Origin of the sequence: Sandarakinorhabdus sp. AAP62 (assembly GCF_000331225.1) — a bacterium.
In the GTDB taxonomy this organism is placed as follows: domain Bacteria; phylum Pseudomonadota; class Alphaproteobacteria; order Sphingomonadales; family Sphingomonadaceae; genus Sandarakinorhabdus.
This window is the reverse complement of the sequence record NZ_ANFY01000007.1, coordinates 48099-61126: the sequence shown is the minus strand read 5'-3', so window position 1 is coordinate 61126 and position 13028 is coordinate 48099. Positions and strand designations below refer to the sequence as shown.

The window sequence follows — 13028 nt, the reverse complement described above, 5'->3', positions numbered from 1 at the left end:
GGCTCACCGACCAACATATGATAATGCGATACATTAGGCGTGGGCTTGGCACAACGCCGCGTACGGATCAAGGTTCACGCACTGTGCCAGCGAACCGAGCAGCAAGAAACAGCAGCCCGGCAAATGCCAGTTCGGGCACGATGCGCTCCGGCAACGGCGGTGCCCCGTGCGCGGCACCGGCAACCAACCGGCCGAGCGCCAGACAGGCGAAGATCATCATCGGCGGATAATACCAGAACCGCTCCCTGCGGATCAGCGCGAGCGCCAGGCAGATGGCAATAGTCAGGCCCCAACCCGCCATGGCCCCGATCATCGAGCTCAATCCCATACCGTTTTCGGGAACCGCAAAGCCCCAGAATCGGGCTGCACGCACGGGATCGACCAGCCACATTATCCCTTGGGCACCAAAGATCAGCGCCAGCAGCAAGGGCGGCAGTCGCACGAGTCGCTTCAGAATGCTGGCCATTGTGCTGACTCCTGTGTTCGCCAGAAGGATGCGTGACAGGCCGATTTGCCCGGACAGCGTCCAGGTGCCTCTGTCCGCGCACGCCGACGGATGACCTAATGCTATACATTATTTTCCCGTCGGCAAGCGCAGACGTGTCGAGGACGCCCGACGGCGGACGCGGCGCCTGTCCCGCTTGCTGCACCTTGCGTCGACTAATTGATTATATTAATCTGCGCCCCGAATGAGCCAGCAAGGCCGCAGGCCCGGGATTGCACTCCGGATTGCGGGCACCAGTGCGGCGCGCAAGAGGGGCATCCGGAATGTTCAAGCGGATCGGGATCGTCGGGCTGGTCGCCGTGCTGCTGCTCGCCGGCGTCGGCTGGTTCAATCGCGCGGCCATCGTCCAATATATCGCGCTCAACCAGGCAGCAAAGAACCGTATCGACGCCGGACCGACGCAGACCGTCCCTTGGAACCAGGGCCCTGCCGAAACCGCCGCGCCGCAGGCCGAGCGGCCGCCCAACATCGTCTTCATCCTGCTCGATGACCTGGGCTACAACGACATCACCACCTTTGGCGGCGGCATTGCCGGGGGCCGGGTTCCTACCCCCAACATCGACCGGCTGGCCGCGCAAGGCGCCATCTTCAGCCAGGCCTATTCCGGCACCGGCACCTGCGCGCCGTCGCGCGCCATGCTGATGACCGGCCGTTATCCCACCCGCACCGGCTTTGAATTCACGCCCACGCCCAACGGCATGACCAGCGCGCTGGCCGCGTTTGCATCAGGGCGCCCGCAAAGCCACCTGCCCGGCCTGCAGGTCAATCCCGCGATCGATGATGATCGCGTGCCCTTTGCCGACAAGGGGCTGCCGGGATCGGAAATCACCATCGCCGAACTGCTCAAGCAGCGTGGCTATCACACGGTGCACATCGGCAAATGGCATCTGGGCAACCGCCGGGAGTTCCTGCCCAACGCGCAGGGCTTTGATGAAAGCCTGTTGATGCACAGCGGCCTGTATCTGCCCGAGGACGATCCGCAAGCGGTCAACGCGCGGCTGGATTTCGATCCGATCGACAAGTTCCTGTGGGCCGCGCTCAGCTATGCCGCCTCCTTCAATGGCGGCAAACCGTTCAAGCCGGCGGGCTATCTGACCGACTGGTGGACCGACGAAACGATGCGGGTGATCGAGGCGAACAAGAACCGTCCCTTCTTCCTTTATCTCGCGCACTGGGCACCGCACACGCCGCTGCAGGCGACGCGGGCCGATTTTGAGGCGGTCGGCGATATCACGCCGCACCGCGAGCGTGTCTATGCCGCGATGATCCGCGCGCTCGATCGCAGCGTCGGGCGGGTGCTCGACAAGCTCGAGGCCGAGGGGCTGGCCGACAACACGATCGTCGTGCTCAGCAGCGACAATGGCGGCGCCGGCTATGTCGGGCTGCCCCAGGTCAATGCGCCGTTCAGGGGCTGGAAGATTACCCTGTTCGAAGGCGGCATCCGGGTGCCGATGTTCGTCCGGTGGCCGGGCCGGATCGCGCCGGGCACGGTCGTCAAGACGCCGGTCGCGCATATCGATCTGTTTCCCAGCCTGGCCTCGGCCGCTGGCGCGGCCTTGCCCGCCGACCGCGTGATCGACGGAGTCAACATCATGCCCGCCGCCTTCGGTAACGCCCCGGTGAAGCGCAAGGATGATGCGATCTTCTGGCAATCAGGCGCCTATCGGGTGGTGCGCGCCGGCGACTGGAAACTGCAGGTGGACGGCAATCAGAACAAGCTCTGGCTGTTCAACCTCGCATCCGATCCGGGCGAGAAGGCCAACCTTGCGACAAGCCAGCCGCAGAAGGTCGCGCAGCTGAAGGCGCTGCTGGCGGCGCATCACGCCAATGCGGTGCCGTCGCTGTGGCCGCACAGCCTGATCAGCCCGGTCCTGCTCGACAAGACGATCAACCAGGCCGTCGCGAAGGGCGATGAATATATCCTCTGGCCCAACTGAAGCGGAGCGCCGGACTAGCGCACCGTCCGGCGCTGGCGGACCAGCGACCGCATCAGGCGCAGCGCCAGCCAGAGACCGGCAACGACCGCCAGCAGCGTGCCCGCCAGCACCAGGTAGAGCCAGGGGTAATTACCGAGCAGCCGCACGGTGCTGTTCCGGACGATTTGGGCGGTGGAATCATAGCCCTCCGGCATCTCGAGCACGCCCATCCGCCTGGCATAGGCATCATATTCCGCCAGCAGCCGCGCCTTGATCGCCGGCGCGCTGGCACTGAGGTCGGTCGTCTCGCCCGGATCGCGTGCCAGATTGTAGAGCCGCCACTGGCCATCGCCGACCGGGGGCACGCTGCGGGTGATCTTGTAGTCGCCCAGATAGAGCGCGCTGTTGCCTGAAACCTCGACGGCGCGGGCCTCGTCCGGGCCATAGACGCTGGTCGCCTCGCCGCTCAGCACCGGGGTGAGGCTGCGCCCCGTCATCGGCTTGCCTGCGCTCGTCTGTGGGTCGATCCCGAGCCAGGCCAGAAGTGTCGGGGCAATATCGGTGATCATCGCCGGGCTGGCGATGCGCTGCGGGGCGATGCCTGGGCCAGCCATGATCAGCGGCACGCGGATCCCGCCTTCGGTGGCATAGAATTTGTACCAGGCGCCCGGCGTGGCGGCGGCAGCCGCCCATTCCGGGCCAATGAACCCCCAATGGCCGGGGCCGCCCATGGTTCCGGCGCCGATGTCGTAACCGGTCAGCCAATGATAGGCAGTGAGGCTGGCGTTATCGTCCCCGCGCGAGGGTTCAGGGCCATTGTCGGAGGAGACGACGAAGATCGTATTGTCATAGGCGCCGCTTGCCTTGAGGTGCTGGATCAGCCGTCCGATGTGAAAATCCATCGCTTCCAGCATCGCCGCATTCACTTCCATGCGCGCCGCATAAAGCGCCCGATCCGCGGGCGAGAGACTGTCCCAACGGCGGTGGCCCGGCGGCAAGGCGGCCATCGGCACGCCCTGCGGGATCAGGCCCAACGCCTGCGCCCGGCGGTGGCGCTCGGCGCGCAGCGCCTCCCAGCCCTTGTCATAGCGGCCCTTGTAGTGGTCGATGAACGACCGCGGGGCCTGCACGGGAATATGGACGGCCTGAAAGGGCAGGTAGGCCAGGAACGGCTTGCCCGGATCGGTCTTGCCGAGATAGGCGATGACCTTGTCGACGATGAAGCGCGAGGAATAATGATCCTCGGGCAGGCTGGCCTCGACCCCATCCTCATACCAGGGCGCATCCTTGTAATAGGGCATGTAGGAACGGTCGTCCCAATTGTCCGCACCCGAAGCGGCCAGTGCAAAACTGCGATCAAACCCGTGCGCTTGCGGCATCTCACCGGCCGCTTCGCCCATGTGCCACTTGCCCGCCATCACCGTGCGATAGCCTTGCGCGCGCAAGCGGTCGGCCAGCGTCAGCACGCCTGGCTCCAGCGCCATTGCATAGCCCGGCCGGCCGCGCTGTTCGCCGGGCAGAACTTCGGGAATGGTCGCGATACCGGTCTGGTGCGCATCCATCCCGGTCAGCAGCATCGCCCGTGACGGCGAACACAGCGGCGAGGCGCGATACTGGGTGAACAAGGCCCCGCGCGCCGCCAGCGCGTCGATGTTCGGCGTGCGCGCCTCGCCGCCATAGACGCCGAAATCCATCAATCCGACATCGTCGGCGAGGATGATGACGACATTGGGGCGCTGATCGGCGGTGTCCGCCGGCCGGCCGGCGCCCACCAGTGCGGTGAAGGCCAGGAGAGACAGCAGCAGTCGCTTGCGCCGAGCCGGCATCGGCGGCGCCGGGGAGGGCGCGGCCGGAGAGGGGCCCGGCAGCATCGATCGACCCAATTGCATCTGCTCGACCTCCATGGCGTTAATCGGCTATATTACACGCAAGGTTGTTGTCAACGAATTGGCAGGCCATTGTTGTCGATTGCAATGGGCGATGAAAGGCGGGACCAGCAGGCATGATCCAATCGGCGGCGGACATCAGGCGCGTTTTCCTGGCAGCGGGGCTGCTGGCTGTCTCCGCCTGCGGCGAGGCTCCCCAGCAGCGCGCGCCCGGACCGGCCGCCGCGGCCTGCACGGGGCTTGCCAGGCCCGACATGGTCTGGATCCCCGGTGGCCGCTTCACGATGGGCGAGGGCGCCCGCTACCCCGAGGAAGGACCGGCGCGCGTGGTCGAGGTCGCCGGCTTCTGGATGAGCCGGACCGAAGTCACCAATGCCCAGTTTGCCGCCTTCGTCGCCGCCACTGGCTATCACACCGAAGCCGAGCGCGATCCGCCCGCGCTGGCTGGTGCCCCGCCCGCCATGCGCCAGCCGGGCTCGGCGGTGTTCCGTGTGCCCACGCCCGACAATCTCAACTGGTGGGGTTGGGTGCCCGGTGCCAACTGGCGACACCCGTCAGGCCCGCAGAGCACGATCACCGGGCGCGACCATGATCCAGTGGTGCAGGTCACCTATGATGACGCACGTGCCTATGCCCGCTGGGCGGGGCTGAACCTGCCGAGCGAGGCGCAATGGGAATATGCGGCGCGCGCCGGCGCGGCTGCCGTGCCGGAGCCTGTGGATGCGGCGGGAAAACCGACGGCCAACACGTATCAGGGCGTCTTCCCGGTTCGCGACATGGGCGATGATGGCTATACGGCGCGCGCGCCGGTCGGCTGCTTCCCTGCCAATGGCTTCGGCTTGCACGACATGATCGGCAATGTCTGGGAATGGACCAGCAATGCCGCCCGCCCGGGCCAGCCGGCCAATGTGATCAAGGGCGGTTCCTATCTGTGTGCGGCCAATTATTGCGCCCGCTACCGCCCCGCCGCCCGCCAGTACCAGGAACGCGATCTCGGCACCGATCATATCGGCTTCCGCCTTGTCGACAATCAGCGGCCTGCGCCGGGCTAGGCGAACAGCGCCAGGCAATCGCAGCGCGCCAGCAACGCATCGACCTCGGCGCGCGCCGCCGGGGGCAGCTCGGCATGGCTGCGGCGCAAGGCGAGCAGGCACTTCACCTGATAGCCAAAGCTTCCCTGTTCGTAGGGCAACCCGTCAATCTTGATCCGGAAGCGGCTCTGCCCTGCCGCCAGGGCAGCTTCGTTGGCGAGCAGAAACGGCGCGTAGATGCGGCCCACTTCGCCGACCAGCGCCTCGACCACGGCCGGCCAGCCCGGCGCCCAGTCGCCCTCTACGCCCGAGGCATCGTCGACATGGGCCAGCCAGCGATAGGTGTAGGGATAATCGCGGCGCATCATCGCTTGCGCGGTCGGATCGACGCCGAGCTGCGAGACCTGTCCGTAGATCCCGAACTCCGCCAGCGACGGACGGGTGCCGAACAGCCAGTGGCCCGTCGTCACATGCGCTTCCAGCGCGGCGAGCACCCGGCGGGTCGAGGCCTCGATCAGCGGAAAATTTTCAGCGGTGCAGCCAACCAGCGCCATGCGTCCGACCTGCCGGTCGCGGAAGACGTTGGCAAAGGCATCGATCTGCGCCAAGCCGCCGCCCTGGAACAGATCGAAGGCGAGCCAGTGGCTCATCTGGTCCTGATCCACGGCCTCAAGCCAGCGATAGCCGAACATCGCCTTGGTCAGCCATTCATCGGCAAAATCCTCGATCAGCTGCGCGATGAAGGCCTGCGCCGGATCCTCGGGGACGATCGAACGCTCGGCGTGCCGGGCTTCGAGATCGTGGATCAGCGGCGTGCTGTCGTTGGCGAAATGCCCTTCGGGATATTCCAGCACCGGGATGACCGGTGCCTTCACATGTGCCTGCGCCGCGCGTACCGCCGGGCCTTGCGACCAGATATGCGGGATCCGGCGATAGCGCAGGATCGCCCGCATCTTCATCGAATAGGGTGACGCCAGCGCGCCGTGGAGCTTGTACATTGCATCTTGCCTCACAACGGCACCTCACATCAGCGTGCGGCGATCAATAGCTGTGCTCTGCGGCGGGAGCGAGAACAGCATGCCATCCTCGCCCACCACGACCGTGCCATCAAACCGCGCCGGCGCATCGCCGAGGAAAGCAGGGTAGAGATAGGCGAACGGCAGCGGCGGCACCAGGTGCGAAAGCACCAGCATCCGCGCCCCTGCCTCCTGCGCGCTCTCTGCCGCCTGTTCGGGGGAGGCGTGATAATCCTGGATGTCGCGGAAGATCTTGGCAGTGTTGGCACTGCCTTGCGCGGCGAAGGCCGCCTCCACATGCGCGAGCAACCGCGGCTGCAAGGCATCATGAACAATCAGGTCAGCGCCCTTGCAGGTGGCAATCAGGTTGGCCGATTTGGCGGCGTCGCCGCTGATGCACAGCGCGCGCCCCTTGTAGTCGAAGCGATAGCCGACCGCGGGCTTGATCGGATCGTGATCGACCTTGAACGCCGTCACGGTGAGGCCGCCGCCCTGCATCACGGTGGCCGAGTTGTCCGGAATTGCGAAGGGCCGTGCCGCCGCCCCTCCGCCGCTGCGCGGTACGACCTGTTCACCGTGATGCGCAATCCGGTAGCTGTGATCGAGCGCGTAGGCGGCGTTGAAGCCCGCCACGACCTGCTCGACCCCTTCGGGGCCATGGACCGGCAGCGGCGCGGTGCGTGTGCCGCGGGTCCAGTGGTACAGCATCAGCGGGCCAATGCCGTCGATATGGTCCGAATGGAAGTGGGTGAGCAGCAAGGCATCGACATCGCCGGCGCTGATGCCCATGAGGTTGAGGTTGCGATTGCCGTTCTCGCCCATGTCGACCACGAACACCTGCCGGCCGGCGATGACGACATTGCAGGGCCCGGCGCGCCGGGGATTGGGCATCGGCGAGCCGGTGCCGCACAATCCGACATGAAGCCCGTCTGGCAGGCTCGCCAATTCATCGCGCCCCTGCCCCCCCTGCGCCGCGCGCTCGAATATGGCCGCGCCGATCTGCTTCTGAAACGTAACGGCCGCAGCCACGCCGATCGCCACAACCGCCAAAAGCCCAACGGCGATTCGCTTCATCGCTGCTTCCCCTTTCCGATCCATTGGTCTAATTACTTCCATTAAACGGCTGCGTTTTCAAGCTGCCGTTTGGGCGTTTGACCGGCTTCCTGTTTCCCGGACCGTTTTGAGCTGGAAGATTCCAGTTCAGGATGATGGCCGGGAGACGCAGGAGGCGATGAAGCGATCGAAGTTGTCGGAGGCGCAGATTGCCTTTGTGCTGAAGCAGGCGGAGGATGGGACGGGCATCGGCGAGGTCTGGCAAAAAGCGGTCACATTTCAGGGGAGCACGTCAGCTAAGAACAGGGTCTCTGACCACAAGCCGGGCGCGGCCTTGCCGCAAACCCACGGAGAATGGGCAGTTTTTGGAAAGAGCGCAGCCCGGGCTCCGATAAACGGTCAACCCTGAAACTGCGTGGTGCTTCGCAACAAGACTCGAACAAAGTGACAAAATTGGCCACAGCTTTGTCATTTCATGATCGGCGTGGATAACTTTTGGACAACCGGGCTCGGCGGCCCCGAAATCGGGCCAGGTTTCCAGCTTCTCGAAGGAATTTTTCCGGCCTTAAAAATGGCAATCCGAAAATCAAAAAAGTCGTTCAATTTGAACCACTTAACTGGGTGGTGCGGCCAAGAAGACTCGAACTTCCACGGCCTTTCGGCCACAACGACCTCAACGTTGCGCGTCTACCAATTCCGCCATGGCCGCACACCAGGGAAGTGGGCGCTTGCGCGCCCGATCGGCAGGTGGCGCGGGTAGCAGGGGAGGGCTGCACGTGCAAGCCCTTCCCCGCAATTCACCCGCCTCAGTTGTATTTGCGCAGTTCGTTCTTGGCGATCGCCTGACGGTGCACTTCATCCGGGCCGTCGGCAAGACGCAGGGTGCGCTGGCCGGCATAGCCGCTGGCCAGGCCATAATCCTGGCACACGCCGCCGCCGCCATGGGCCTGGATGGCGTGATCGTGGATCAGGCAGCTCATGTTGGGCGCCACCACCTTGATCATCGCGATCTCGTTGGCCGCCGCCTTGTTGCCCACCGTGTCCATCATGTAGGCGGCCTTCAGCGTGAGCAGGCGGGCCTGTTCGATGGCGATGCGCGAATCGGCGATACGCTCATGCCACAGGCTGTGTTCGGAAATCGGCTTGCCAAAGGCAACGCGGCTCTTCAGGCGCTTCACCATCTTTTCCAGCGCGCGCTCGGCAGCGCCGATGGAGCGCATGCAATGGTGGATGCGGCCCGGCCCCAGGCGCCCCTGCGCGATTTCAAAGCCGCGGCCTTCGCCCAGGATCATGTTGGAGACCGGCACGCGGACATTGTCGAGGATCACCTCGAAATGGCCGTGCGGGGCATCGTCGAAGCCGAACACGTTCAAGGGCCGCAGCTTGGTGATGCCGGGAGCGTCAAGCGGCACCAGGATCTGACTCTGCTGCTGGTGGCGCGGAGCGCCGGGGTCGGTCTTGCCCATCACGATGGCGATCTTGCAGCGCGGATCGCCCACGCCCGACGACCACCATTTGCGGCCGTTGATCACATATTCATCGCCCTCGCGGCGAATGGAGGTTTCGATGTTGGTCGCGTCTGACGAAGCCACGGCTGGCTCGGTCATCAGGAAGGCGGAACGGATTTCGCCCGCCATCAGCGGCTTCAGCCAGGTCTGCTTCTGCGCTTCGGTGCCATAGGTGCGCAGCACTTCCATGTTGCCGGTATCGGGCGCGGAGCAGTTGAACACTTCCGACGACCAGCCGGCGCGGCCCATTTCCTCGGCCAGCGTGGCATATTCGAGGTTGGTAAGGCCGGGGCCCTTCCATTCGCCCACGTCGTGATCGCAGATGTTGAGGAACAGGTTCCACAGGCCGGCGGCGCGTGCCTTGGGCTTCAGTTCCTCGATGACCGGCAGCACCTTCCAGCGATCGCCTTCCTGAACTTCCCGGTGGTAGCGCTCTTCATTGGGGTAGATATGCTCGTCCATGAAGCCGCGCAGCTTTTCCAGCAGGGCCTTGGTCTTGTCGCTGTGATCGAAATGCATGGCAGAGCTTCCCTTTTGGCGGTCTATTGCATGGTGCAGCACAAAGGCTGTCACGCCTGACCCTGCTTGGCCACTGGCAAAAAGGAAAGAGCGGACGATTGCGTAGGACCAGCCGCTTTCGATGGCGCGTTGCATCGGGCAAACTGTCGGTTCAGCACAGGAAGCCGATGAGCCAATGATCAATCTTGTCGAACATGCACTGGCCGCTGTCGCAATTCAGGCCGTGATCGCACTCATCAGCCGCAACTGGTGGATCGGAGCAGCACTTGCCTCCGGTTATTTCCTCGGGCGAGAGGCGGCGCAGGCGGAATATCGCTGGATCGAACAGTTTGGCGATGGATTGCGGGCCAATCTGCCGTGGTGGGGCGCCGCCGATGCCCGGCTATGGACCCAGCTGGCGCAAGTGGCGGACTGGCTTGGCCCAATCCTGGCGACAATGCTGGTGGCCGTCGTGATCAGCCGGCGACGAAAACCGGGAACTGGTGCCGGATGAGGGGATCGAACCCCCGACCTTCGGTTTACAAAACCGCTGCACTACCGCTGTGCTAATCCGGCCCCCAAGTGCTGAGACGCTGCGGATAGCCGCTGCGCCCGCCCAACTCAACACCCGCGTTTCAACAGCCGTTCACGCAGGCCGGATCGGGAGACCACCAGACGATGCGGGCAATGGTGTCGCCGGCGGCGACGCGGGGATCGGTGGTGATCATGTTGATACGGCCATCGGCTGGCGCCATAACCGTTTCCAGGCTGCGGCCAAAGGCATCGCGCACTTCCGCAATCGCCTGGTCTTTCTTCACCGCGCTGCCGATCGGCAGCAGCAGGCGGGCCCAGCCGGGCAGGCGCGCGCGCACGGCGACAATATCGTTGGCCACGGTCAGGCTGGCGGGCGGCGGCGTTACCTTGCCGGGCAGCATCTTCATTTCGCGCATCAGGTTGTTCAGGCCGGCTTCGGCGCGGGCAATCATGGTGTCGTCGAACATTTCGGGCCGGCCAAGTTCCAGGGTGATGGCCGGCACGCCATCGTCGGTCAGCGTGTTTTCCAACGTACCACGCTCGCCCTTGTCCATCTTGATGATATCGGGCGCCACCAGTTCGGCCATGCGGCGGGTGCGCGGTGTGGAGGCAAAGGCATACATCATGTAGGCGGTGCCGCGTGACTGGGTGTGCAGGTCTACCGCACTGTCGGCATTGGGGCGGATGAGGCGGCTCCACAGCCGACCGGCGAAATCGGCGATGGCTCTGCCGCCTTCCTTGCCGGGCAACTCGCGGTTGAGATTGGGCGCGCTGCGCGACCAGTCCGGCGTCCATTGCCGGGTGGATTGCAGCAGGCCGGGCGGGTTGAGCCCGGGGACAAGCGTGAGCGTGCCGGCGAGTTTCGCCGGGTCCACCGTGGCAGCCAGCCGGTGCAGCACGGCGATGCCGTTCAGTTCATCGCCATGGATGCCGGCGGTGAGCAGCAGACGTGGACCGGGCTGCGCACCCTTCACCACCACCACCGGCACCAGCCAGGGCTGGCCGATGGGGCTGGCCCCGGCGCGAAACCAGAAGCGCTGGGCCGCGCCCGCCGCCAGATCATTCACATCCAGCCGATCGATGATGGTGACGCCATCCAGGCTGCCAGCGGCTTCGGTGGCGGCCAGCGCCGGCTGGGCCGCCAGCAGGGCGGCGGCGGCAAGCAGGGCGCGCATCAGGCCTCGCCCGGCGCCGAAGCCACGATGCGCAGGGCATGGACGCGATCAGGCGCAACCAGATCGCCAAGCGCCGCATAGACCGCGCGCTGGCGGGCGATGCGGCTTTGGCCGGCAAAGCTGGCCGCGCTGATCCTGACGGTGAAATGCGATTCGGCATCGTCGCCGCGATGGCCGGCATGGCCGCGGTGGTGATGACTGTCGTCGATCACTTCCAGGCTGGTGGGGCGCAGGGCCTCGGCCAGACGGGATTGGATTTCTGCGGCAACCTTGCCCATATCTTCTCCTTTGGCGCCGTTTATAGACCGGAGCCAGAGCAAAGGACGACAGCAATTTCAAGCCAGAGCCAACCTCGCCACAGCCGGTGGCATGGGCGGGTGGAAACCCCCGCCGAGCAGGCCTGTGCCTGGCCGGGGTGCGCCGCGCATGGCGAGTTTCGCGCGCCAAGGTCGAACCGGGTGCCGGGCGACGTCGGGGGCTGGCAATATCTGTGCCTCGATCATGTCCGCGCCTTCAACGCCGGCTACAATTATTTCGACGGCCTGACGCCCGACGAGATCCACGCCGCGCAGTCGCCCATTGCCGGTTGGGAGAAGGATGTGGTGCGCGGCGGCCGCATGGCCTTCACCTTTGGCGATCCGCACGGCCTGTTCGAGGAGCCGCTGCGGGCAAAGGCGCCGCCAGGCCGCTGGGGTGAAAAGGGCGATGCGCAGGCGCTGGGGGCGCTCGGGCTCGACCGCAATGCCACCCCGGCCGACATCCGCCGCGCCTATCGCGGCCTCGTGCGCCGCTACCACCCTGACAGCAATGGGGGGGACAGAAGTCACGAAGGGAAGTTGCAGGCGGTGGTCAACGCCTTTACGCACCTCAAGTCAGCAGCCGGATACAAGACGGAGTCGAACAACACGTGAGCGATATGCATGAAACCCCGCCGGTCGCGATGAACGCCCCGGATACGACGGTGGACGCCCGCGAGGTGTTCGGTGTCGATATCGACATGAAGGTGCCGGCCTTTTCGGTGAAGGACGATCGCGTGCCGGATCTGGATCCGGCCTATGTGTTCGACCCCGATACCACGCTGGCCATCCTTGCCGGCTTTGCCTTCAATCGCCGCGTGATGGTGCAGGGCTATCACGGCACCGGCAAATCCACCCATATCGAGCAGGTCGCCGCCCGCCTCAATTGGCCATGTGTTCGCATCAACCTTGATAGCCACATCAGCCGCATCGATCTGATCGGCAAGGATGCCATCGTGCTGCGCAACGGCGCGCAGGTGACCGAATTCCGCGAAGGCCTGCTGCCGTGGGCGCTGCAGACGCCGACGGCGCTGGTGTTCGACGAATATGATGCCGGCCGGCCAGACGTGATGTTCGTGATCCAGCGCGTGCTGGAAGTGGAAGGCAAGCTGACATTGCTGGATCAGAACCGGGTGATCCGGCCCAATCCGTGGTTCCGGCTGTTTGCCACCGCCAACACCGTGGGCCTGGGCGATACGACCGGCCTCTATCATGGCACGCAGCAGATCAACCAGGGCCAGATGGACCGCTGGAGCATCGTCACCACGCTGAATTACCTGCCGCACCACACCGAAAGCGCCATCGTCACCGCCAAGGTGAAGGAATTCGATACCGAGGCCGGCCGCAAGACGGTTTCCAACATGGTGCGCGTCGCCGACATGACCCGCGCCGGCTTCATGGGTGGCGACATCTCCACGGTGATGAGCCCGCGCACGGTCATAACCTGGGCGCAGAATGCCGTCATCTTCAACAATGTCGGTTTCGCTTTTCGCCTGTCGTTCCTCAACAAGTGCGACGAAGCCGAACGCAGCATCGTGGCCGAATATTATCAGCGCGTGTTCGGCGAGGATTTGCCGGAAAGCGTGGCGGTGAAGGCGAAGAAATAAGCC

General features: G+C 64.9%; 13 protein-coding genes and 2 tRNA genes. 6 read left to right on the top strand and 9 right to left on the bottom strand.

Annotated elements, in window-relative coordinates; translation table 11 throughout:
- Positions 1-67 precede the first annotated feature (67 nt).
- Entirely contained in the window at positions 68-466 is a 399-nt protein-coding gene (locus D619_RS0106765; RefSeq protein ID WP_017667817.1) for a hypothetical protein, read from the bottom strand.
- A 302-nt stretch (positions 467-768) separates the two neighbouring features.
- Here D619_RS0106765 and D619_RS0106760 point away from each other — a divergent pair, with 302 nt between their 5' ends.
- Positions 769-2442 (top strand): sulfatase-like hydrolase/transferase, encoded by a 1674-nt coding sequence (locus D619_RS0106760; RefSeq protein ID WP_017667816.1) that lies wholly within the window; start codon positions 769-771, stop codon positions 2440-2442.
- A 14-nt stretch (positions 2443-2456) separates the two neighbouring features.
- On the opposite strand, the gene D619_RS0106755 is transcribed toward D619_RS0106760, so the two are convergent.
- Complete coding sequence (locus D619_RS0106755; protein ID WP_243442615.1) at positions 2457-4310, bottom strand: arylsulfatase; 1854 nt, start codon at positions 4308-4310, stop codon at positions 2457-2459.
- Between the two features lie 251 nt (positions 4311-4561).
- On the opposite strand from D619_RS0106755, the gene D619_RS0106750 reads away from it, so the two are divergent.
- Positions 4562-5359 carry a formylglycine-generating enzyme family protein gene (locus tag D619_RS0106750; protein ID WP_347574769.1) on the top strand — a complete coding sequence of 266 codons (798 nt, stop codon included), beginning with the start codon at positions 4562-4564 and terminating at the stop codon, positions 5357-5359.
- Here the strand turns inward: D619_RS0106750 and D619_RS15905 are convergent.
- Both D619_RS15905 and D619_RS0106740 read right to left on the bottom strand, forming a co-directional pair.
- Complete coding sequence (locus D619_RS15905; protein WP_017667813.1) at positions 5356-6336, bottom strand: glutathione S-transferase; 981 nt, start codon at positions 6334-6336, stop codon at positions 5356-5358. The genes D619_RS0106750 and D619_RS15905 overlap by 4 nt on opposite strands.
- 24 nt (positions 6337-6360) lie before the next feature.
- The gene (locus D619_RS0106740) at positions 6361-7428 is read right to left on the bottom strand and encodes an MBL fold metallo-hydrolase (RefSeq protein ID WP_026090795.1); all 1068 of its coding nucleotides are present in this window, start codon (positions 7426-7428) and stop codon (positions 6361-6363) included.
- Positions 7429-7534: 106 nt separating this feature from the next.
- Between D619_RS0106740 and D619_RS15900 the strand changes: the two genes are divergently transcribed.
- Positions 7535-7816, top strand: coding sequence for a hypothetical protein (locus D619_RS15900; protein ID WP_017667810.1), 282 nt, complete (start codon positions 7535-7537; stop codon positions 7814-7816).
- Positions 7817-8029: 213 nt separating this feature from the next.
- Here D619_RS15900 and D619_RS0106730 read toward each other — a convergent pair.
- Together D619_RS0106730 and D619_RS0106725 are read right to left on the bottom strand one after the other, a co-directional pair.
- Positions 8030-8116: transfer RNA gene (locus D619_RS0106730), tRNA-Leu, on the bottom strand.
- A gap of 97 nt (positions 8117-8213) precedes the next feature.
- Positions 8214-9434 (bottom strand): acyl-CoA dehydrogenase family protein, encoded by a 1221-nt coding sequence (locus D619_RS0106725; protein ID WP_017667809.1) that lies wholly within the window; start codon positions 9432-9434, stop codon positions 8214-8216.
- 175 nt (positions 9435-9609) lie between these two features.
- On the opposite strand from D619_RS0106725, the gene D619_RS17200 reads away from it, so the two are divergent.
- A complete protein-coding gene (locus D619_RS17200; RefSeq protein WP_051033474.1) occupies positions 9610-9927 on the top strand; it encodes a hypothetical protein in 318 nt (105 codons plus the stop codon).
- Here the strand turns inward: D619_RS17200 and D619_RS0106715 are convergent.
- The 3 genes from D619_RS0106715 to D619_RS0106705 form a co-directional block, all read right to left on the bottom strand.
- A tRNA-Thr gene (locus D619_RS0106715) sits at positions 9915-9989 on the bottom strand. The two genes, D619_RS17200 and D619_RS0106715, sit on opposite strands and share 13 nt — an antisense overlap.
- A gap of 59 nt (positions 9990-10048) precedes the next feature.
- Complete coding sequence (locus D619_RS0106710) at positions 10049-11122, bottom strand: succinylglutamate desuccinylase/aspartoacylase family protein (RefSeq protein WP_017667808.1); 1074 nt, start codon at positions 11120-11122, stop codon at positions 10049-10051.
- Positions 11122-11400 (bottom strand): BolA family protein, encoded by a 279-nt coding sequence (locus D619_RS0106705; protein WP_017667807.1) that lies wholly within the window; start codon positions 11398-11400, stop codon positions 11122-11124. The genes D619_RS0106710 and D619_RS0106705 overlap by 1 nt, the downstream gene beginning before the upstream one ends.
- Positions 11401-11499: 99 nt before the next feature.
- On the opposite strand from D619_RS0106705, the gene D619_RS0106700 reads away from it, so the two are divergent.
- Both D619_RS0106700 and cobS read left to right on the top strand, forming a co-directional pair.
- Positions 11500-12033: a J domain-containing protein gene (locus D619_RS0106700; protein ID WP_243442614.1), complete on the top strand. Its 534-nt coding sequence runs from the start codon at positions 11500-11502 to the stop codon at positions 12031-12033.
- 5 nt (positions 12034-12038) lie between these two features.
- The gene (gene cobS, locus D619_RS0106695; RefSeq protein ID WP_033373168.1) at positions 12039-13025 is read left to right on the top strand and encodes a cobaltochelatase subunit CobS; all 987 of its coding nucleotides are present in this window, start codon (positions 12039-12041) and stop codon (positions 13023-13025) included.
- Positions 13026-13028: the final 3 nt, after the last annotated feature.